This is a genomic window from Streptomyces sp. NBC_00454, from assembly GCF_041434015.1.
Classification (GTDB): domain Bacteria; phylum Actinomycetota; class Actinomycetes; order Streptomycetales; family Streptomycetaceae; genus Streptomyces.
In genome coordinates this window covers 7721741-7741864 of sequence record NZ_CP107907.1, presented here as the reverse complement: position 1 = coordinate 7741864, position 20124 = coordinate 7721741, and the positions used below count along the sequence as shown (strand labels likewise).

General features: G+C 69.6%; 19 protein-coding genes. 4 read left to right on the top strand and 15 right to left on the bottom strand.

Annotated elements, in window-relative coordinates; translation table 11 throughout:
* Positions 1–82 precede the first annotated feature (82 nt).
* The 4 genes from OHU74_RS35275 to OHU74_RS35260 form a co-directional block, all read right to left on the bottom strand.
* Positions 83–235: a hypothetical protein gene (locus OHU74_RS35275; protein ID WP_371614101.1), complete on the bottom strand. Its 153-nt coding sequence runs from the start codon at positions 233–235 to the stop codon at positions 83–85.
* Positions 236–455: 220 nt separating this feature from the next.
* Complete coding sequence (locus OHU74_RS35270; RefSeq protein ID WP_371614102.1) at positions 456–1034, bottom strand: hypothetical protein; 579 nt, start codon at positions 1032–1034, stop codon at positions 456–458.
* A 72-nt stretch (positions 1035–1106) separates the two neighbouring features.
* Positions 1107–2225, bottom strand: coding sequence for a fatty acid desaturase (locus tag OHU74_RS35265; protein ID WP_371614103.1), 1119 nt, complete (start codon positions 2223–2225; stop codon positions 1107–1109).
* 7 nt (positions 2226–2232) lie between these two features.
* Positions 2233–3243 (bottom strand): ferredoxin reductase, encoded by a 1011-nt coding sequence (locus OHU74_RS35260; protein ID WP_371619525.1) that lies wholly within the window; start codon positions 3241–3243, stop codon positions 2233–2235.
* Positions 3244–3375: 132 nt separating this feature from the next.
* Here OHU74_RS35260 and OHU74_RS35255 point away from each other — a divergent pair, with 132 nt between their 5' ends.
* Positions 3376–4515 (top strand): PucR family transcriptional regulator, encoded by a 1140-nt coding sequence (locus OHU74_RS35255; RefSeq protein ID WP_371614104.1) that lies wholly within the window; start codon positions 3376–3378, stop codon positions 4513–4515.
* A gap of 99 nt (positions 4516–4614) precedes the next feature.
* On the opposite strand, the gene OHU74_RS35250 is transcribed toward OHU74_RS35255, so the two are convergent.
* Positions 4615–5346 carry a DUF4232 domain-containing protein gene (locus OHU74_RS35250; protein ID WP_371614105.1) on the bottom strand — a complete coding sequence of 244 codons (732 nt, stop codon included), beginning with the start codon at positions 5344–5346 and terminating at the stop codon, positions 4615–4617.
* Between the two features lie 343 nt (positions 5347–5689).
* Here OHU74_RS35250 and OHU74_RS35245 point away from each other — a divergent pair, with 343 nt between their 5' ends.
* Both OHU74_RS35245 and OHU74_RS35240 read left to right on the top strand, forming a co-directional pair.
* On the top strand, positions 5690–7114 hold the full coding sequence (locus tag OHU74_RS35245) for a helix-turn-helix domain-containing protein (RefSeq protein ID WP_371614106.1): 1425 nt from the start codon (positions 5690–5692) through the stop codon (positions 7112–7114).
* Positions 7111–7344 carry a hypothetical protein gene (locus tag OHU74_RS35240; protein ID WP_371614107.1) on the top strand — a complete coding sequence of 78 codons (234 nt, stop codon included), beginning with the start codon at positions 7111–7113 and terminating at the stop codon, positions 7342–7344. Before OHU74_RS35245 ends, OHU74_RS35240 begins: the two co-directional genes overlap by 4 nt.
* A gap of 170 nt (positions 7345–7514) precedes the next feature.
* Here OHU74_RS35240 and OHU74_RS35235 read toward each other — a convergent pair whose 3' ends face one another.
* From OHU74_RS35235 to OHU74_RS35190, 10 genes are all read right to left on the bottom strand, one after another.
* A complete protein-coding gene (locus tag OHU74_RS35235) occupies positions 7515–8573 on the bottom strand; it encodes a PP2C family protein-serine/threonine phosphatase (protein ID WP_371614108.1) in 1059 nt (352 codons plus the stop codon).
* Positions 8574–9111: 538 nt separating this feature from the next.
* Entirely contained in the window at positions 9112–10590 is a 1479-nt protein-coding gene (locus tag OHU74_RS35230) for a non-reducing end alpha-L-arabinofuranosidase family hydrolase (RefSeq protein WP_371614109.1), read from the bottom strand.
* Positions 10590–11378 carry a cupin domain-containing protein gene (locus tag OHU74_RS35225; RefSeq protein ID WP_371614110.1) on the bottom strand — a complete coding sequence of 263 codons (789 nt, stop codon included), beginning with the start codon at positions 11376–11378 and terminating at the stop codon, positions 10590–10592. The genes OHU74_RS35230 and OHU74_RS35225 overlap by 1 nt, the downstream gene beginning before the upstream one ends.
* Positions 11330–12190 carry a PmoA family protein gene (locus OHU74_RS35220; protein WP_371614111.1) on the bottom strand — a complete coding sequence of 287 codons (861 nt, stop codon included), beginning with the start codon at positions 12188–12190 and terminating at the stop codon, positions 11330–11332. The genes OHU74_RS35225 and OHU74_RS35220 overlap by 49 nt, the downstream gene beginning before the upstream one ends.
* Positions 12187–13233 carry a Gfo/Idh/MocA family protein gene (locus OHU74_RS35215; protein WP_371614112.1) on the bottom strand — a complete coding sequence of 349 codons (1047 nt, stop codon included), beginning with the start codon at positions 13231–13233 and terminating at the stop codon, positions 12187–12189. The genes OHU74_RS35220 and OHU74_RS35215 overlap by 4 nt, the downstream gene beginning before the upstream one ends.
* Positions 13230–14288, bottom strand: a complete 1059-nt coding sequence (locus OHU74_RS35210) for an endo-1,4-beta-xylanase (RefSeq protein ID WP_371614113.1) — start codon at positions 14286–14288, stop codon at positions 13230–13232. Before OHU74_RS35210 ends, OHU74_RS35215 begins: the two co-directional genes overlap by 4 nt.
* A gap of 29 nt (positions 14289–14317) precedes the next feature.
* On the bottom strand, positions 14318–15655 hold the full coding sequence (locus tag OHU74_RS35205; RefSeq protein WP_371614114.1) for a glycoside hydrolase: 1338 nt from the start codon (positions 15653–15655) through the stop codon (positions 14318–14320).
* A 93-nt stretch (positions 15656–15748) separates the two neighbouring features.
* Positions 15749–16579 (bottom strand): carbohydrate ABC transporter permease, encoded by an 831-nt coding sequence (locus tag OHU74_RS35200; protein ID WP_330300575.1) that lies wholly within the window; start codon positions 16577–16579, stop codon positions 15749–15751.
* Positions 16576–17565, bottom strand: a complete 990-nt coding sequence (locus tag OHU74_RS35195) for a carbohydrate ABC transporter permease (RefSeq protein WP_371614115.1) — start codon at positions 17563–17565, stop codon at positions 16576–16578. The genes OHU74_RS35200 and OHU74_RS35195 overlap by 4 nt, the downstream gene beginning before the upstream one ends.
* Complete coding sequence (locus tag OHU74_RS35190; RefSeq protein WP_371614116.1) at positions 17558–18850, bottom strand: extracellular solute-binding protein; 1293 nt, start codon at positions 18848–18850, stop codon at positions 17558–17560. The genes OHU74_RS35195 and OHU74_RS35190 overlap by 8 nt, the downstream gene beginning before the upstream one ends.
* Positions 18851–19091: 241 nt before the next feature.
* On the opposite strand from OHU74_RS35190, the gene OHU74_RS35185 reads away from it, so the two are divergent.
* Positions 19092–20105: a LacI family DNA-binding transcriptional regulator gene (locus OHU74_RS35185; protein ID WP_371614117.1), complete on the top strand. Its 1014-nt coding sequence runs from the start codon at positions 19092–19094 to the stop codon at positions 20103–20105.
* The last annotated feature ends 19 nt before the right edge of the window (positions 20106–20124 follow it).

The window sequence follows — 20124 nt, the reverse complement described above, 5'->3', positions numbered from 1 at the left end:
TCGCTGTCCGGGGCATGGCTCTGGGCGGATATGCATCGAGGAGGAAGACATTGAGCGAGGTTCAACCGGTGGCGCCAGCTGGTCAGACCGGCGGGCTTCCCAGTGCACGGGAGGCGGTGATGCTGACGCTCGGCTGCGAGTTGTTCGGGGCGGCCGGCGTCATGGGCATCATGTCGGGGGTCAGCGGATGGCCTGCCTGGCCGACCTTGACGGCGCTCTCGGGGGTAGCGGGCACGGCGTGCTCCACCATCTGGCTGACATTCCGGAAGGAACGCTGGGCCCAGGCTGCGCGTTGACAGCGTCCTGCGGTGCTGCGGGCCGAAGGCGCAGGGGTGGACCAGCACCGCGGTCAGGACGTCGCGGCCCACCCAGCGGTGGACTGGGAACGCAGGGGCCGGCCGCTCACCCGGCGGCTGCGGGCGGCCCCGTCCCGAACCGCGGCACGTCCTCCACCGTCACGTCCAGGCGCAGCCGTTGAAAGCGCAGCGGGTGCTGGAAGACGCCGCCGCGGTCCACGGCCGGTCGGCGCTGATCTCCGCTACCAGGTCGGGGCGGACCAGGACCGTGTCGAGGACTTCACGGGATCCCCAAGCGGCGGCGAACCGCACCCTCGTCCACGGGTGATCGGGGTCTGCGGCCGTCAGGTGCTCGGCGATCGGGCGGGCTTGCTCGGGGCGCAGTGGGACGGTCCGGCCGACCGCGCGCAGACGGCCTGCCGCGTCGTGGCGGCCCAGGACGAGGAGCTGCGGGCGCGCGAGGGTGCCCGTGATGGCCCCGATAACGGCCTCCGTGGTGTCTCGTCTTCTGATCTTGGTCCATCCGCGGTATCCGGCGAGGTACTTCTTGGCCATGCCGTTGCAGACCAGACCGTGGTCGGTGAACAGCTCCTCCAGAAGAGCGCGCCGGTCCTTGTACGGGCACGCCGCGGCCGCGGGCAGCGGCCCGGCGCTGCAACGCCTCGAACGACGGCCGGCCCGGCTCGGGATCCCAGACGAGGAGTTCGTGTCGTACGGTCTGACGTCGCGGTCGCCCACCGTCCGCAACGGATCTCACCGAACCCGGCGGCGCCGCCGGTACGGCCGAGAGATCTGAACCGATACCGGGAATCAGGCGGCGACGAGCTCCTGCTCGCGGTCCGGCGTTTTGACCTTGGGCTTCTTGTTCGGCAGCGAGAGCCGGAAGACCTTGTGCCAGGCGGAGAACACCTGCTTGGGCAGCGGGCCGGTGACGTACTCCAGCTCGTACTTCTCGAACAGCGCGCGCACCTTCACCGCGACCTCGGCGTAGCGGTTGCTCGGCAGGTCCGGGAACAGGTGGTGCTCGATCTGGTGCGACAGATTGCCGGTCATGAAGTGCATGGCCTTGCTGCCGCTGATGTTCGCCGAGCCCATCATCTGGCGCAGGTACCACTGGCCTCGCGTCTCGCCCTTGATCGACCGGCGTTCGAAGACCTGTACGCCCTCGGGGAAGTGCCCGCACATGATCACCGAGTGGGTCCAGATGTTGCGGACCAGGTTCGCGGTGAACGTGGCGGCGAGCGTGGGGAGGAACGACGGGCCCGACAGCAGCGGGTGGATCACGTAGTCCTTGAGCACCTGCTTGCGGATCTTGCGGCCCACGGCCTTGGCCCGCGCGCGGAACTCCGGGTTCTTGCGGCGGCGCTTGCGCAGGTTCTTGCCGAGCTCCAGGTCGTACGCTGCGATGCCGTATTCGAAGAAGCAGGCGTTGAGGAAGTTCCACAGCGGCTGGCCGAGGTGGAACGGGTGCCACCTCTGGTCCTCGTCGACGCGCATGATGCCGTAGCCGAGGTCGTTGTCCTTGCCGATCACGTTGGTGTAGGTGTGGTGCAGCTCGTTGTGCGAGTGCTTCCACTGCTCGGACGGGGAGACGTGATCCCACTCCCAGGTGGTGGAGTGGATCTTCGGGTCCCGCATCCAGTCCCACTGGCCGTGCAGGATGTTGTGGCCGATCTCCATGTTGTCCATGATCTTCGCCACGGACAGCCCGGCGGTGCCGATCAGCCACGCGGGCGGGAAGATCGAGAACAGCAGCACGCCCCTGCTGACCAGCTCGAGCTTGCGCTGCGCCGAGATGACCTTGCGGATGTAGGCGGCGTCCTTCTCGCCGCGGTCGGCGATCACCTCGTCGCGGATCGCGTCCAGCTCGCGGCCCAGCTCCTCGATCTGCTCCGCGGTCAGGTGGGCGGTGGGGTCGATGGCGGTCAAGGTGCTCCTACCGTTCGATGTCGCAGGGGCCCGCCGCGGCGGACACGCAGGTCTGGATGAGGACGCCCGGCTCGGCCTCGGTGATCTCGCCGGTGCGCAGGTCGCGGACGGCGCCAGCCTTGAGCGGCGTGACGCAGCCGAAGCAGATGCCCATGCGGCACCCGGAGGGCATGAGCACGCCGGCCTCCTCGCCGACGTCCAGCAACGGCGTGGCGCCGTCCGCGTCGACGGTCTTGCCGGTGGCGCTGAACGTGACCTCGCCGCCGTCGCCGGCCACGACGATGCCGGGTCGGAAGCGTTCGGTGTGCAGGCGCTCTTGAACGCCGTGCTCGCTCCAGTGCTTTTCGGCGGCGTCGAGCAGGCCCGCGGGTCCGCAGGCCCAGGTCTCGCGCTCGGCCCAGTCGGGCACGAGTTCGGCGAGACGGGTGATGTCGAGCACTCCGTCCGTGTCGGTGTGCAGCTCGGTGAGACGCAGCTTCTTGTCCGCGACCAGGTCGTGCAGCTCGTTGCGGAAGATCACGTCTTGCGCCTGTGGCGCGGAGTGGACCATGACGACGTCGTCGAACTCGGTGTCGCGCAGCATGCCCATCACGGGCGTGATGCCGCTGCCGGCCGTCAGGTAGAGCACCTTGGCGGGCTTGGCCTGCGGCAGTACGAAGTCACCGGTCGGCTGGTCGAGCTGGATCAGCGTGCCCGGTTTGGCCCTGCGGACCAGGTGGTTGCTGACCTTGCCGTCCGGGATCGCCTTCACGGTGATCGTGACGCGGCCGTCCTGGCGGTTCGTCGGCGAGGTGAGGGAGTAGGCACGCCACAGGCGCACCCCGTCGACGTCGACCCCGATCCGCACGTACTGACCGGCCGTGTGGCCGCGCCAGCCCCGTCCCGGCCTGATCACGATGGTCGCGGCGTCGCCCGTCTCGGGATGCACGGCCTCGATGCGCCCACGCAGGTCAGCGCCCGCACGCAGCGGGCTGACCAGGTCGAGGTAGTCCGACGGCAGCAGCGGCGTCGTGACCATCTCCAGCAGTTTCCACGCCCTACTGCGGAGGGCTGCACTCGTCATGACCCCAGCTTGATGCGCCTCAGGGCGTAAAGTCCTGTCCGCAGGACGTAAATCTGATCGGCCCAATTGTTCGCAAGGAACAAAAATATGAGCCATGCAACCCGGAGGGCCACCGAGCTGGCCCTGGATGAGACGACGGTCACAGCACTTCGGGCGGCGCTGAAGACCACCGCCGACGAGGTCGTCCAGGCGATCATCGACGAGGTCCCGTCCTACGCCAACGCCCTTTCGGGCCGCATGGGTGGCACCATCCGCCGAGCCGTCCACACCGCCCTGGGGCACTACCTGGACCTCGCGAGCGGGAACGCCACGGGCGGCGACGGCGATGACGCAGCCTACGAGCTGGGCCGCGGCGAAGTGCGCGACGGCCGTTCGATGGACGCCCTGCTCAGCGCCTACCGCGTCGGCGCCCGTGTGGCCTGGCGATGCCTGGCGGCGGGTGCCGTACCCGCAGGTCTGCCCGCCGCCGAGGTCGCCAAGTTCGCCGAGCTGACCTTCGCCTACATCGACGAGCTCTCGGCCGCGAGCGCCGCGGGCCACGCCGACGCACTGGCCGCCCGGGGCAGGGCCCACGAGCGCCACCTGGAACACCTGGCCCGCGACCTCCTCGCCGGCGCGAGCCCGGACGTGCTGCTGGGCTCTGTTCAACGGGCCGGGTGGCAGCCTCCGGTTTCGCTGACCGCGGTCCTGTTGCCCGCCGACCAGGTACGGCCCGCCTACCGCGCACTCGACCCGAGCACCCTCGTCCTCGACGATCTGCCGGATGACACCGGTGTGCTGCTCGTCCCCGATGCCGACCGATCACATCTCTTGCGGCAGCTGACCGACCGCACCGCCGTGGTCGGCCCGGCCCGGCCGTGGACTCGTGCGTCCGCCTCGTACGCACGAGCCGTACGCGCGCGCTCCCTCTCCTCCGATATTCGCGACACCGAGGAACACCTGCCCGAGCTGGTGCTGAGCGCCGACGTGGACGCGTTCGCAGACCTGCGTGCCCGAGCCCTCGCACCGTTGCTGACCTTGCCCGTCGCGACCGCACGGCGGCTGGAGGAGACGTTGCGGGCATGGCTGCTGCACCAGGGAAGGCGGGACGAGGTGGCGGCGGCGTTGTTCGTCCATCCCCAGACAGTCCGGTACCGGATGTCGCAGCTGCGGGAGCTGTTCCCGGATCTCGCATCGCCACACCGGGTCCTTGAACTGACGCTGGCGGTTGGTCTTCGGGTCAGCTGACGCGTACTTCGACCGTCCGCGCCCGCGTCCGCGAGCGGCCCCGGAACTCCGGGAGGACCGCCCGGCCTGACTCGTTGGCCGTCTCCGGCCCGTTGGCGTTCAGAAGGCGCTCAGCGCGTCGCGGGTGTTGGTGCGGTACAGGCCGACCTTCGGGTTGGCGACGCTACCCGGCTTGGCCAGCTGGAGGCTGGCGCCGTCCGCGTTCGGCATGTGCTCCTTGTCGGCCAGGACGTTGACCTCGTCGGCCACGGGGCCGTTGCCACCCGACGGGTTGAGGTCCACGGCCGCGTACGCGGTGGCGCCGGGGTGCACCGGGTACGCCGGGGCGCCGCCCAGACCACCGGGAGCAGTGGCCTGGAGACCGAGCGCGCTGCCCTTGGCGCTGAAGCCGACGGTGGGGAAGTAGTCCAGACCGCAGGAGGTGGAACCGTTGTTGGTCACGGTGATGACGCGAACGGTGCCCGGAGTGCCCGTCGGGGAAGTGACCTTGACGGTCAGGTTCCGCGCCGAGCAGGGGTGGGTGTAGGCGTAGGAGTCACCGGTGGTGTCCCCCGTGTCCTTGCCGCCCGAACCGGTCTTCGCCGGGGTGGCGGCGGCCGTGCCGGTTCCGGTGACCTTGCCGGCGGACGGGGCGGCGGACGGGGCGGCGGAGGCGCCCTTCCCGGACGGCGTCACGGTGCCGATCGAGACCGGCTTGTCCACGCTCTTGCTCGCGGCGGGGTTCGCGGTCGGCCCGCCGGCGCTGTCCGAGCCACCGCAGGCGGTCAGGGCCAGAGCGAGGCCGGCGGTGGCGGCGGCCAGGGCGGTGGTGCGGAGTGGGTAGGTGCGCATGGGGAACTCTCCGTTTTTTCGGTGCGGTTGTCGGACGGAGGCTTCCGCTTCCCGTCCGACGAGACGTTGGGTGGCTGCTGTTCCGGTCGGCTGCTGCCGCGGGCGGCCGAGGGCGGTCGGTGGGGCGGGTGGGGCCCTCCCGTTGCGACCGCCGAATCCGACCGCCGATCCGATCGGCGGACCGACCGGCGGACCGACCGGCTGATGACGCAACTGTGGGGCCGGATTCGTCCCAGCGGCGTCTGGACCGGGATAGTTGGAACCCTGGAACGCTCCCGACCCCTCTCACCTGGGGCAATCGGGCGAGCCTGGAACGTGATTCCGGGATGAGGGGGAGGGTGGAATGGCCACGGAGACGGAGACGGAGCGGTTCGCGGAGCTGATGCGCGGACTCAAAGAGCGCTCGGGGCGCAGCTACGGCACGCTCGCGAAGCGTCTGCACTCCAGCAACTCGACGCTGCACCGCTATTGCAGCGGTGCGGCGGTGCCCACGGATTACGCCCCGGTGGAGCGGTTCGCCCGAGTCTGCGGTGCCTCGGCCGACGAACTGCTCGCGCTGCACCAGCAGTGGCTGCTGGCGCTGGTGGAGCGGCGACGGGGGCTGACGGAGGGGCAGGCCTCGGGCTCGGGGGCGGCGAACTCCGCGGCGCCGCGGGGCGGTGACGCCGCGTCGGAGGTGCCGCCCGCATCGGCGGTGGTGGCTGGGGAGGCTTCGGAGGTCCGGCCGCAGGCAGAGACCGGCCCCGCGCCGGCACCGGCGGAGGCCCCCTCCCCTGCACCGGCAACGGAGCCACCCGCACACGCCCCCGTCGCGCTTGTCCAGACGGGCCCCGCCCGGGCCTCCGTACCGCGGGCCCGGCGTTCTCGGCTGCTGCTCGCCGTTGCGGCCGCCGTGGCCACCGCCGCGGTGGCGGGGACCGCCGCCGCCGTCTCCGCCATGGGAGATACGGGTCACGGGGACACGCGCCACGGCGCCGCCCAGCCGTCCTCGCGCGAGCGGGCGGCGGGCCCGGCCCTGCCGTCCGGCGGGTCGTCGTCACCCACGCCCACAGCCGGTTCCACACCCCCGTCCAGCCCCGGACCGTTGTCGCCCTCGGCAACGTCCACGTCCACCTCGCCGGCCACCGCCAAGGAGGGGGCCTCCCCCACCGCCCCCTTCACGGTCAACGTCCTGCCCGACAACTGGGACAGCCCCTGCGACCAGTGGTTCGCCCTGGACAAGGCACCCGGCACGGTCCCCCCGCCCCCCGCCGGGCAGGCGACCGAAGGGTGGGCCCGGGCCCTGGACGCCGTCCCGGCGGGGCACCTGCGCATGCAGCTGACCGTCCAGGGCACCGAGGGCAAGGCCGCGGTCCTGCACGCGCTGTACGTCCATGTCGTGAGCGGCCGCAAGGCTCCCGGCTGGAACGCGTACACCATGGGCGCCGGTTGCGGCGGCGCGCTGGTGCCGGCGTCCTTCGCCGTGGACCTGGACGAGGCCTCCCCGCGGGCCAGGCCCGTACCTGGCAAGGAGGGCGAGCGGCCAACGGCCTCGACCGACTTCCCGTACAAGGTCTCTGCCACCGACCCCCAGGTGCTGAACATCGACGCCGCCACACTCGGTCAGGACGTCAGCTGGTACCTGGAGCTGGCCTGGAGCAGTGGCGACCGCCAGGGCACCACCCGCATCGACGACCACGGCCGCCCGTTCCGGACGGTCGCCCTGAACGCCGGCCACAGCTACTGGTACAACGCGAACCACAACGCCTGGCTACCGGACACGGAATGAAAGAGTGCGCGCTCGCACACGCGGGCCTCCGGGTCTGGTTCCGAAAGGGCAGCGAACCCAGCCGGGCCTGGCTGACCAAGCACAACATCGAGGAGCAGAACGACGGCAGCTTTCGGGTGTACTGCGCCGACCACGTTCCCTTCGTGCCCGCTGAATACCTGCACGATGCGTTCCGTACCTTCGCCGGACCGCTGTACGACGACCCAGACCACGCGCCTGATCCGGTGTAGCCAGGCCTGATGCGGCACGTCCCTCACAGCGCGACAGACGGCTTCGGCACACCCGTCCGCATCACCACACTCACCACACCTCAAAGAGCCGGCCGGGCGTGTGGAACGCGGCTAGAAGCAGCGCCGTGACCGGCTCGATCCCGGGCGGTGCTGTGCGTCTCCCGGCCTCTTCATGTCAGTCGGTCGATGAGGATCATCGCCACGTCGTCCGTCAAGCGGCCCTCTGTGTGGCGGATGAGCGCCTTGTGCAGTTCGTCCAGGAACTCCTGTGGGGAGGTGCCGGCGGGTATCTCCTCCATGGTCTCTGGCAGGGGGAAGAAGTCCTGGTCACGGTTGCGGGCTTCGATCACGCCGTCTGTGTAGAACAGCAGCCGGTCGCCGGGCAGGAACGGGTAACTCTCGGGCTTGGCAGGAAGGCCGTGGACGAGGTCTTCGAGACCGAGCGGTGGCATGGGTGAGGCGGGCATCAGGGCCTGGACCTGGCCCTCGCGCAGCACCAGCGGAGGCGGATGGCCGCGGTTGACCAGGTGCACCACTGGTTCGTCCGGCACCTGGGCGATGAGCGCGGTGGTGAATCCCTCCATGAGGACTTCGGGAAGTTCTGCCTGAGAGTAGGTACCCGGCACGGCGGCTTCTCGCCGTAGGGCGGCCGCGCAATGGTTCATGACCTCCTGCACCTCGTCCTCGTAGTGAACGGCCTCCCGGAACGCGCCCAATGCCACCGCGACCGCGCGTATGGCCGACAGCCCTTTCCCCCGGACGTCCCCCACGATCAGGCGGACGCCGTAGCGCGTCTGCACTGCCTCGTACAGATCGCCGCCCACCAGCGCCCCGGTCCCGGCCGCGAGGCACAGACTGGCCGCCCGTACCGGCCCCAGGAGCTCGGGGACGGGCCGCAGGACGACCTCCTGGGCCGCCACTGCGATCCGGCGGACCTGGTCGAGCTCGCCCTGCCTGCGCGTGCGCACCGCGTTACTCAGGATGACACTGGCCACGGACACCACGATCAGCCCCAGGAAGTTGCCGATGATCAGCTGGGTCTGGGTTCCCCACGACTGGTTGTAGGTCGCGGAGGTCACGTTCACACCCGCCGCGACGGCTGCTGCGGACAGAATGCCCTTCGGGCCCATCGTCAGCGCGGCCAGTGCCGGCGTCGTGGTGAGGACGGGGCCAGTGACCAGATAGTGGGCGGGTGAGAGCTCGATCCCCAGCACGCCCAGCGCGATCACGAAGGGCGCGCACCGCTCCAACGTGAACAGGACCGCGCCGTGACCGCCCGCTCCCGGCCGGGAGGACGCTCCCGGCCGAACGGGCGATCGAGGATGTGACCTCATGGAAACAGCCTGCCTCGCGAAAGCTGACAGGGCCTCCCGGAAGCCCATGACCAGCGGCAGCCCTGTGCTCCCGTGCCCGCCGTACCGGCGGGGCGCCCGGACTGCGCCTGCCACGGCGCGGACCTACGCTGATGAGGTGACGGCCGTGTCGGAGACCATGGCAATTGCGGAGGCGGCCGGAGGACGGTGAGGCCGGAGGACGGTGAGGCCGGAGGACGGTGAGGCCGGAGGACGGTGAGGCCGGAGGACGGTGAGGCCGGATGTCCGCACCCCGGGCAGCAGCGGCCCGACAAGAGCGCCCGGGGCCTGGCAGCCACCCAGTTCCTGGCGCCGACACGGCGACGGGCCCTGACGTCGTGCACCCGGGCGGGCTCGGCCTTGCGCCGGGCCCGCCCCGCCGGCTCCGCTCCGGAGCCGGACCGGTGTCACGTCGTCAGCGCTGCAGTGTCAGCAGGCCCGGTCGGTAGGGCCACAGGCCGTAGTCACCCCCGACGTTGGGGTCGCGTCCCTGGTAGAGGAACCGCAGGTTGCAGGGATCGACGGTGAAGGTCTGATCGGCGCTGGTGCGGATCAGTTCGCCGTGGCTGATGTCGTTGGTCCAGGTGGCGCCGCTGTTGGCCTTGCCGGCGAAGGGGTTGCTCTCGCTCGCGGCCTGGGGCGTCCACGAGCCGTTCAGACTGGTGGCCGTGAACGAGCGGAAGTAGCGGCCCTGCGAGCCGTCCGCCTCGACGATCATGAGGTAGCGGTCCTGGCCCTGGAGCTTGTAGACCTGAACGGCTTCGAACAGGTTGTTCGTCGTATCGCTCATGATCACGGTCGAGTTCGAGCCGAAACTGCCCGGGAAGTTCCCGATCGGCATGCTGGCCCGGTAGATCTTGCCGTTGTCACCGGCGAAGAACAGGTACATGTTCGTGCTGTCACCGATGAGGGTCTGGTCGATCGGTCCTGTTCCGGAGCCGGCGATGCTTCCGGAGAAGAGCACCTGTTGCGACGACCAGCCGTTGGGGTTGGTGGGGTCGCTCGACGTCCGGTAGGAGAAGGCGCTTCCGCCACCCCACTGGTAGGTGAGCACCCAGATGTTCTTCGGCGCGAAGTAGAAGAGCGTGGGCGCGACGGTGGACGTCGACATCGCGTTCTGACCGGCCGAGGCCATCTCCGACCAGTTGGTGAACGGGCTGAAGTTCATCGAGCCCCAGTTCTTCCCCGTGTCGTGGGTCGTCGCGTAGACGAGCTGCTTGCCGTTGTAGGGGGCGACGGTGAAATCCTTGAGCGAGGCCCATCCGGGCTTGGGCTGCGCCAGCGGGCCCGTGGACGTCCAGCGGTACGCCGACGGAAGATCGCACGGGCCGCCGGGGTTGCCGGCGCCGACCCGGACGAGCTGCCACTGCTGGTTGGTGCCGCCCCAGTCGTCGTACTGGACGATGTTCGCGTTGTCGGCGGTGGAGCCGCCTTGTACTTCCAGGGCCTTGTTGCTGTGTCGCGCGATCAACCTCACGTAGCCGTCCGAGCTGTCGGCCAGCCGCCACTGCTGATTCGTGCCGTTCGCGTCGGCCCACTGGACGATCGAGGCGCCGTTGGCCGTGGACTTGTTCTGGACGTCCAGCACCTTGCCGGAGTGTCGGGACTTGATGCGGTAGTAGCCGTCGCCCGAGTCGATGAACTGCCACTGCTGCTGATTCTGATCGTTCCGGGTCCACTGGGTGATGCGGGCGCCGTCATTCGTCGCCAGGTTGTAGACGTCCAGGGCCTTGCCGCTATTGCGGTTGACCAGCACGTACGAGGCGTTGGGGTCGACGGCCGTCGCCGCGCCAGCGGGCTGCACGCCGAGGAAGGTGACCAGGAGCAGCAAGGGCGTGAGGACGGCGAGCAGGCGTCGTCTCAGGTGGACCGGGGATGGATGGCGGGACCACATCAGAAGGGCTCCTTCGGGGGGTGGGGGCGGGGTGACCCCGACGGACCGCGGGGCGGACGCGTCGAGGGGTCGGGGACGGGATAGGTGTGGAGTCGGCCGCACATGCCGAAGCGTTGGTGCTCCGGGCACTCCAGCCGTGACACTTCGCCGTGGTCGAGGTGGGAGAGGTCTCCGGCCTTCAGCCGTTCCAGCTGACGGCCGGTCGTGACGGCCGCGGCGAGGGCGCCGTCACGCCAGCGGATCCGCCAGGCGTCCAGGAGCTCGCTCTTCAGGCGGTGGGCCGCGATGTGGAACTCCCGCAGCCCGCCTTCGCGCAAGGCCAGGAAACCCTCCAGCGCCAGGTCGCGGCGGCGGCGCGCTGCCGCGGAACGGTCGCCGCTCAGGCCGGCCGCCCTGCGGTAGGCGTGGGGATCGGCCAGCACGGGAGCGGGGAAGGTGAAGACGGCGTCGCCCGCCTCGGGGAGTCCGCCGTTCTGCATGAGCACCACGAGGCGCAGGCCGCCGTCGTTGACGAGGCGGTGGATCGTGCCGGGGGTGAACCAGACGACGTCGCCGGGGTGCAGCGGGGTCTCGTCGAAACCGGAGGTGGTGAGGGTCTGAACGCTGCCCGCGCCGTCGATGACGACGTAGGCCTCGGAGCAGACGAGGTGCATGTGGGGCGTGCCGCCGCACAGCCCGTCGGCGGCCTCCCAGTCGTAGACGGTCAATCCGGATATCCCCACGCCCCCGGGGAGCGGGGTCACCACGGGTGTTCCGCGATGTGGCGGGACAGGCGCCCGGGGGTCCATGCGCCGTCGGCCACGACGATCCGGTAGCGGCGCGACAGGGTGTCGCCGGGGGCCAGTGGCAGTTCCTTGTCGAAGGCCAGGGACGGGTTGACGGCGGGGATGGGCTCACTGCGGACGAACCAGTGGCCGGGGGCGTCGGGATCGTCCAGGAACAGCAGCGTGGAGGAGCGGTCGACCTCGTCGTGCGCGCCCATGAAGGCCAGCCAGTCGCCCTGCTCGCCCATCGCGGGGCCGATCACTTTGCCGCCGGTGAACTCGCGCGGGCCGCGCCAGAACAGGCCGGAGTATCCGGCGAGCTCTCTGCCCTGGGTGCCGGGGCTGCCGAACATCAGACCGCTGTCGCGGACGTTGGTCAGCGAGGTGGTGACGTCCAGGGTCCAGAAGTCGGCCCCGACGTCGTGTGCGGTCAGCGTGCGGCGCTCGTCGATCCAGTGCTCCCCCGCCATCGTGTGCCAGGCCAGGGCTTCGGTGATCACGGCGCGGCCGTGGCCCGTTTCGGCGGACACGGTGAGGCTGCGCATCGTGCCGAGGTTCGGCAGGTCCACGTAGCCCTGGCCGCGCAGGTAGGTGCCGCCGCCCCAGAAGTTCTGTCCCGACAGCCACGACGCCGTGATCTGGATGCCCTTGTGCCACCGGTGGTCGTGCGGCCGGTACCCGGTGACCACGTCGCCGGCGAGCGTGCGCACCGGATGCAGGTAGGGCTTCGGGGCCTCGAAGGGGTCCATGACCGGCCGGTGCACGTACCGGAAGAGGTCGATGTCGCGAGCCCGGACGGTCAGCGAGTCCTCGTTCTCGAGGAATTCGAACGTCACCGGAACACCCCCGGGCGCCCTCCGTTGAGCGAGCCGTAGAACGGGTCGGCCGCGTCGATCTCTCCGCGCCGGACCGGCCGGCCGGTGATCGCGGCCTTGTACAAGGCGGTGACCAGTTCCATGGTGGGCCTGCCGAGGTCGGGCCGGGTCCCCGCCTCGTAGTCGTCCAGGAAGGCCGCGAGTTGGGCGGTGTGCGAGCTGGGCACGTCGTCCGGCGGCTCCCACTTCACGTCCGGCGACCTCGTGGTGAAGGTCCAGTCCGCGTTGGAGTAGCCGTACAGGTGCCGCAGCTCTACCGTGGCGTCGGTGAGGTCGAAGCGCAGGTAACTCTCCTCGCGTGGGGAAAGGACGCTGTTGAGAGCCGTCGCGATGGCTCCGTTGTCGAACCGGACCAGGGCCGCGGACACGTCCTCGGTCTGGACTTCGCGCGCGAGGCGGCCGGCCATCGCGCGTACCTCGCTCCATTCGCCCAGCACTGCGAGCATCAGGTCCATCTGGTGGATGCCGTGCCCCAGGGTCGGGCCACCGCCCTCCTTCTCCCAGGTGCCGCGCCAGGGCACGTCGTAGTAGGCGTCGTCGCGGTGCCACGCCGTGACGCACTGCGCGACGAGCGGACGGCCCAGGGTCCCGGCCGCGATCCGCTCGCGCAGGTACCGGGCCCCCGAGCCGAACCTGTGCTGGAACACCGCGCCCGCGCGGGCGGGCCCTTCGGCGCGGCGGATCCGGTCGAGCTCGGCCAGCGACAGGGCCACCGGCTTCTCGCACCACACCCACGCCTGCGACTCCAGGCAGGCCACGGCCTGTTCGGCGTGCAGGAACGGAGGCGTGCACAGGTGCACCACGTCCGGACTCTGCTCCTCGAGCATCGTGTGCAGGTCGGTGTAGACCGCGGGGATGCCGTGTTCGGCCGCGAACTCCTCGGCGCGCGCGGCGTCCACGTCGACGGCTGCCACGATCCGGGCCCGGTGCGCCTGCGCGCGGAGGGCCGGAACGTGGCAGATGCCCGCGATCCCGCCGGTTCCGACGATCGCCGTCCTGATCATCCGCCCAGCACCTCCTTGATCGAGTGGTAGGCGGGCTTGGGAAGCAGGTTCTCGTCGTACGGCAGCGCTGCGCCCTCGCCGGGGAAGACGGAGGGGATCCACGAGTACTTGTCCGTGTAGTCCCAGATGGTGACGCCGACGCACTTCTTGACCGCCAGGCAGGCCTTGACGTAGTCGGCGTACCAGGTGGCCTGGGTGGCGAGCTTTTCCGGGGTCGCGGGGAGGGCCATCCGGATGTCGAGCTCGGTGACCGCGACGTCGACCCCGAGGTCGGCGAAGCGCTGCATGTTCTGCTGGACGTCGCCGGGGAAGCCGTACTGGAGCGCCAGGTGGCCCTGGATGCCGAAGCCCTCCACCGGGACCCCGTCGGCCTTCAACTGCTTGATCAGGGTGTAGTAGGCGTCGCTCTTGGGGCCTATGCCGTCGACGTTGTAGTCGTTGAGGTACAGCTTGGCGTGCCGGTCGGCCTCGTGGGCCCAGCGCAGGGCGTCGGCGATGTAGCCGGGGCCGAGCGTCTTGTAGAAGAGCGATTCGCGGTAGGTGCCGTCATCGTTGAAGGCCTCGTTGACCACGTCCCACTGGATCACCTGGCCCTTGAAGTGCCGGACCTCCGTCTGGATGTGGTTCTTGAGGATGGCGCGCAGCTCGTCGGCGCTCCAGGTGCCCTCGGTGAGCCAGGCGGGGAGCTGGTTGTGCCAGATGAGGGTGTGGCCGCGGACCTTCTGGTGGTGGGCCTTGGCGAACGAGACGACCTTGTCGGCGTCGGTGAAGTCGAAGACTCCGCGCTCGGGCTCGGTGGCGTACCACTTCATGGCGTTGCCGGGGGTGGTCTGGCCGAATTCGCTGCCGAGGAGCTTCAGGTAGGCGGCGTCGGTGAACTCGGGGTTGTCGGTGGCGGAGCCGAAGTACTTGTGGTGCTTCGCGGCCAGTTCGCCGAGCGTCCTGGGACGGGGCTCGGCGGCCGCCGGCGCAGCGGCGAGGCCGGCCGAAAGGCAGACGGCGGCGGACAGGGCGGTGAGGATCCGGGACACGGGAGCGGACAGGTGAAGGGACATGGCGGGTTACTCCTCGGGGTGCGGGCGGTTCAGTCGAGGACGATCGTGGTCAGCGCGCGCGGGGCGAGCGTCGCCGTGAGGGCCGTGCCGTGTGTGGACACGATGTCGGCCGGGGTGATCGAACGGGTCCCGTCGGTGACGTAGCCGTCGGGGTGCCGGTCGTGGCCGCCGCGAAGGGAGAACTCGGCGGAGCTTTCGGTGGTCGCGGTGTTGAGGATTTCGATCACGCGGCTGCCGTCGGTGTTGCGGAAGGCCGTGATCTGCAGTGCCGGGTCGGCGTTCGTGACCGGCACGCGGACGGCGCCGGGGCGGATGAAGCGGCTGAAGGCGGCCAGGGCCCAGTACCGCTTGGACACCCGGTAGTCGTCACCGGGGTTGGCGAGCTGGATGAGTCCCCGGGTCGCGCCGAGGGACGCGCCGGTCCAGTAGACGTAGGCGCTGGCGTTGCCGACGGTCAGGGTGTTCTGGATGTCGGCGGCGACAGCGAGACCGTCGTAGCCGGTGCCGTCGTCCCAGTTCTCGTTCCAGGTGGCGCCGTCCGGAGACCATTCCGACATCCACACGGGCTTGTCGGTCGGCTGCGGGACCCCGGTGGGACCGCTGTAGCGGTGGCCGGTGACGGTCCGCACGGACTTGGCGGCGGCGGGGTCCGCCTCGATGGCCTCGGTGTAGGCGACCTGACGGTCCCAGCCCGCGGCGTCGCAGCAGACCAGCCCGGTCTTCAGTCCGGATGCGCGGACGGTCGGCCCGAGCACCTTGAGGAAGTCGACGGCCTGCTGCGGGGTGAACCGCATCGAGGCGTAGGTCGCCGTCCAGTCGGGTTCGTTGGTGAATCCCAGGTCGGTGATCCCGATGCCTTCCTGGCGGTAGAACTTCGCGTACTGCACGAGGTAGTTCGCGTAGGCCTGACGCCATTCGGGCCGCAGCTCGCCGCCGTTGTTCTCGCTCCCGTTGGTCTTCATGAAGGCCGGGGCGCTCCAGGCGTCGGCGTAGAACCGTTTGACGCCGTAGGACTTGGCCTCCTTGGCGAGCCAGACCTGGCCGCCGTCCCAGCCGTCCCAGACGTACTTCGGCGTGGCGTCCGGCCCGCCGGGATCGGCCGGCAGGATCGTCGGCATGTGGTCGTAGACCTTGTCGGTCGACGACCCGATGCCCAGGCGCAGGATCGAAAGGCCCGCGCCCTTGTCCTTGCTGAGCAGCAGGTCGAGCACTTCGCGCTGCTTGGCCGGGCTGAGGCCGCGCGCGCCGTGGAGCAGGTCGGCCCGCTGGAAGGCCATCGAAAAGCCGAATCCGTCTATGGGCTGGAGCGCCGTGCGGAAGTCGATGGCGCTGCCGCTTCGCTCGGGGGCGGGGGCGGGGGCGGCCACGGCCTGTGATGTTAACGCTAACAAAAGTGGGACTGCCAGTGCGATCAGACGCTTCACAATGTCTCCTCGGGGGTGGAGGTCGCGCGGGACGGGTCAGCCCTTGGTGGCGCCCGCCGTGAGGCCGCCGATCAACTGCCGCTCGGCGACGGCGTAGAACGCGAGGGCGGGGACCATGGCGAGCACGATGTAGGCGAGGACGAGCGCGTAGTCGGTCGAGTACTGGCCCTGGAACTGCTGGACTCCGACCGGGATCGTCTGCCATTTCGGGTCGTTGAACACCAGCAGCGGCAGGAAGAAGTTGTTCCAGCTCGCGACGATCGCCAGCACCGACACCGTGCCGAGCGCCGGACGCGCCATCGGCAGCAGGATCTTCCAGAAGAACCGGAACTTGCCGCAGCCGTCCATGATCGCCGCCTCCTCGACCTCCGCCGGGATGGTCCGGAAGAAGCCGCGCAGGATGATGATCGTCATGGGGAGCCCGAAGGCCGCCTGCGGGAGGATCACTCCCAGCGGGTTGTCGAGCAGGTCGAAGTTGCGCAGCAGCAGGAACAAGGGCAGGACGGCCACTGCGAACGGGAACATGAGCCCGATCGTGAACAGCGTGTAGAAGAGCTCCCTGCCCCGGAAGGCGTAGCGGGCCAGTACGAACGCCGCCATCGCGGAAGCCGCCACCGTGCAGCACGTCGTGCCGATCGCGATGCCCGCGCTGTTGGCGATCTGCCGCCAGAACATTCCGTCACCGAGGATGCCGGTGTAGTTGCCGGTCTTCCAGTGTTCGGGCAGCCCGAACGGGTTGGTCGTCAGCTCGCCGGTGCTCTTGAACCCGGAGATCACCGCGTAGACCAGCGGCACGACGACGAACGCGCCGATCAGCCAGACCACGGCGTGCAGCGACAGGCCGCGTGCCGTCCTGCGTGCGTTCATCGGCCACCTCCCGAGGTGACGGCCCCGCTCAGGTCACGGCGGAGCACGTAGCGCTGGTAGAAGAGGGAGAAGACCAGGCTGATCATGAACATCACCACGCTGATCGCACTGGCATAGCCGACCTGGTAGCGCTTGAACCCGAACTGGAACATCGAGATCGCCATCGTCTCGGAGGAGTGGTTGGGCCCGCCCGCGGTCATGACCCAGACCAGGTCGAAGAGCTGGATGGCCCCGATGATCGAAAGGAAGGCGCTGATCCGGATCGTCGGGCCGAGCAGCGGCAGCGTCACGTGCCGGAAGCGCTGCCATGCGCCCGCGCCGTCGATGGAGGCGGCTTCGAGGACCTCGCCCGGAATGCTCTGCAGTCCGGCGAGGAAGAGCATCATGTGGAAGCCGAAGTACTTCCAGGTCATGACCACGAACAGGGTCGACATTACCGTCGAGGGATCGGCGAGCCACTTCCCCTGCAGCCCCTCCAGGCCGAGGGCGCCGGCGAGATGGTCCGCCATGCCGGCACCGGGAAGGAAGATCATCGTGAAGAGGACCGCCGTGACCACCTCGGACAGGATGTACGGCGCGAAGAACAGCATCCGGTAGACGGCCCGGCCGCGCAGCCGCTGGTTGAGCAGGACCGCGGTGAACAGCGCGAAGGGCAACTGCACCGTGATCGACAGGGCGATCAGGTACAGCCCGCGCTTCAGATCGCCGAGGAAGACCTGATCGCGGAAGAGCGCGGCGTAGTTCCCGAAGCCGATGAAGTCGTCCAGGGGGCCGATCCCGCCCCACTTGAAGAAGCCGGTGTAGACGGCGACGACGATCGGGGCGAGGACGAAGACGAGGAAGAGGACCAGAGCCGGGACGAGGAACCAGGCGACCGACGCCCAGCTTCCCAACCCGCGCAGGAGCGACCGTGCCGGGGCTGGCGGGAGCGCCGGCACGGCGTCCTTCGTCCGCTCCTCGGTCAGGGTGGACACGGAGCTAGGCACCCTTCGCAGCCTCGGTGATCGACTTGGTGACCTGCTCGGGCGTCTTCTTGCCCGCGATGAGGTCGGCGACGCTGTCGTTGACCTCCTGGCCGACCGCGGGCGGGTAGGCCTGGTCGAGGAAGAGCTGGAAGCCCGTCGCCTTGACCAGGCTGTCGGCCACCACCTTTCTGTTGGGCTCGGTGAGCTGGCTCTCCGCGCCCTTGACCACCGGCAGGTAGCCGTTGGAGGCCAGCAGCTTGGACTCGTTCTCCAGCACGAAGAACTTCAGGAAGTCCAGCGCCTCCTTCGGGGCGCCCTTGCGCAGCGCGAAGCCGCCGCCACCGCCGAACACCTCGGTGGCCTGGCCGACACCGCCGTCGACCGTCGGGAAGGGGAAGAAGCCCAGGTCCGCTCCGAGGTCCGCGCCCGCGTCCTTCTGCACCGACGGCGCCCACTGCCCCATCAGCTCCATGGCGGCCTTGCCGTTGCCCATGGTCGCGGCCTGGCCGCCGGGGGCGGAGTAGCCGGCGCCGAGGAAGCCCGTCTGGAACGGCTGGAGGTCGACCAGCTCCTTGAGGTGGGTGCCCGCCTGGACGAAGCCGGCGCCAGTGAAGTCCTTGGTGGTCGCGGCCTGCTGCAGCGCGGGGAGGCCAGCGACGCGCATCGCGAGGTAGGCCCAGTAGTAGTGGCCCGGCCATTTCTCCTTTCCCGCGAGGGCGATCGGAGTGACGCCCGCCGCCTTGAGCTTCTTGACGTCTTCGAGGAACTCGGCCCAGGTGGCCGGCGGAGCGGTGATCCCGGCCTGGGCGAAGAGCTTTTTGTTGTACCAGAAACCGACCATGCCGACGTCGTAGGGCACCCCGTAGGTCCGGCCCTCGAACTGATAGGCCTGCAGCGAGACCGGGGTGAGGTCGGACGACCACCCGAACTCCTCGGTGAGGTCCTCGACCAGCCCCGCGTCGATCTGCTGCCGCAGAACGCCGCCGCCCCAGGTCTGGAAGACGTCGGGGAGCTTGCCCGACGAAGTGTTGGCCGTCAGCTTGGACTTGAAGGCCTCGTTCTCCAACGAGGTCGTGTTGATCGTGATGTTCGGGTGAGCGGTCGTGAACGCCGAGGAGATCTGCGGGAACAGGGACTTGCCCGGTTCCGTCGTGGCGATGTTCCACCACGCGAAGGTCACCTTGCCGTCGGCCGCCGACCCCGAGCCGGAGCCCCCGCCGCCGCAGGCCGCGGTGAGCGAGACGGACAGTGCGGTCAGGCCCGAGAGCGCGAGGAAGCTTCGTCGACTCGGGGGTGTGCTGGCCATGGGACCTCCGGGGTGGTGAATGCCGGTTCAGTTCGAAAATGTTTCGTAACATTCTCGAATTCGTGCTGCCACAAACTAGGAACGTGAAGCCCCCCGGTCAAGCCTTCTCACCGAATTTCCGTCCGCAGTAGCCCACTTATGGCTTGACAACCAGGTCACGCCGACCGGAAACTCTTCGAAAGTTTGCGATACCTGTCGCTAACTCAAGGCGTCCTCAAGGCGTCCGCGCGGAGGAGAGAAGTTGAGCGAGCAGCGCCCGACCCTGGCCGTCATCGCCGCTGAGGCGGGGGTCTCACAGGCCACCGTGTCCAAGGTGGTCAACGGCCGCTCCGACGTCGCACCCGCGACACGCGAACGGATCGAGGGCCTGCTGCGCTCCCACAACTACCTCCACCCCGGCGCGCAGGCCAGGGCCCGCAGGTCCGGCCTGGTCGACCTGATCATCGGCGGGCTGGACAGCGCCTGGGCAGTGGAAATACTGCGCGGCGTCGAAGCCGAGTGCGCCCAGCGGAGCGTCGGCACCGTCGTGTCGCTCGTCCCGCCGGGCGAGGCCACGCCTTCGAGCTGGGCGGCGCTGCCGGTCCTGCACCACAGCGACGGCGTCATCCTCGTCACCGCCTCGGTCACCCAGGCCCAGCGCGCCCAGGTCGAACAGGCTGGGGTGGCACTCGTCGTCATCGACCCGATCGACCTGCCGGGCAACGGTGTGCCGAGCATCGGCGCGACCAACTGGGCGGGCGGCCTCGCCGCCACGGAACACCTGCTGGAGCTGGGGCACCGCCGGATCGCCGCGATCGGCGGGCGCAAGGAGATGCTCTGCAGCCAGGCCCGCATCGACGGGTACCGCGCCGCGCTGGAGCGGGCCGGGATCGAGGTCGACCGCGGCCTGATCCGGTTCGGCGACTTCCAGCACGAGGGCGGGTTCCAGCGCGCCCGGGAACTGCTCGCCCTCCCCGAGCCGCCGACCGCCATCTTCGCCGGCAGCGACCAGCAGGCGATGGGCGTCTACGAAGCCGCCCGCCAGAGCGGACTGAGCATCCCGCAGGACCTCAGCGTGGTCGGCTTCGACGACCTGCCGATGTGCGACTGGCTGTCCCCGCCGCTGACGACGGTGCGCCAGCCGCTGGAGGAGATGGGCCGGCTCGCCGCCCGCACGCTCTTCCAGCTCCTGGACGGCCAGCCCCTGGTCAGCCCCCGGATGGAGCTCTCGACCGAGCTCAAGGTCCGCCTCTCCACCGCCCCGCCCCGTTCCTAGCGCCGTAACCGGAAAGGTC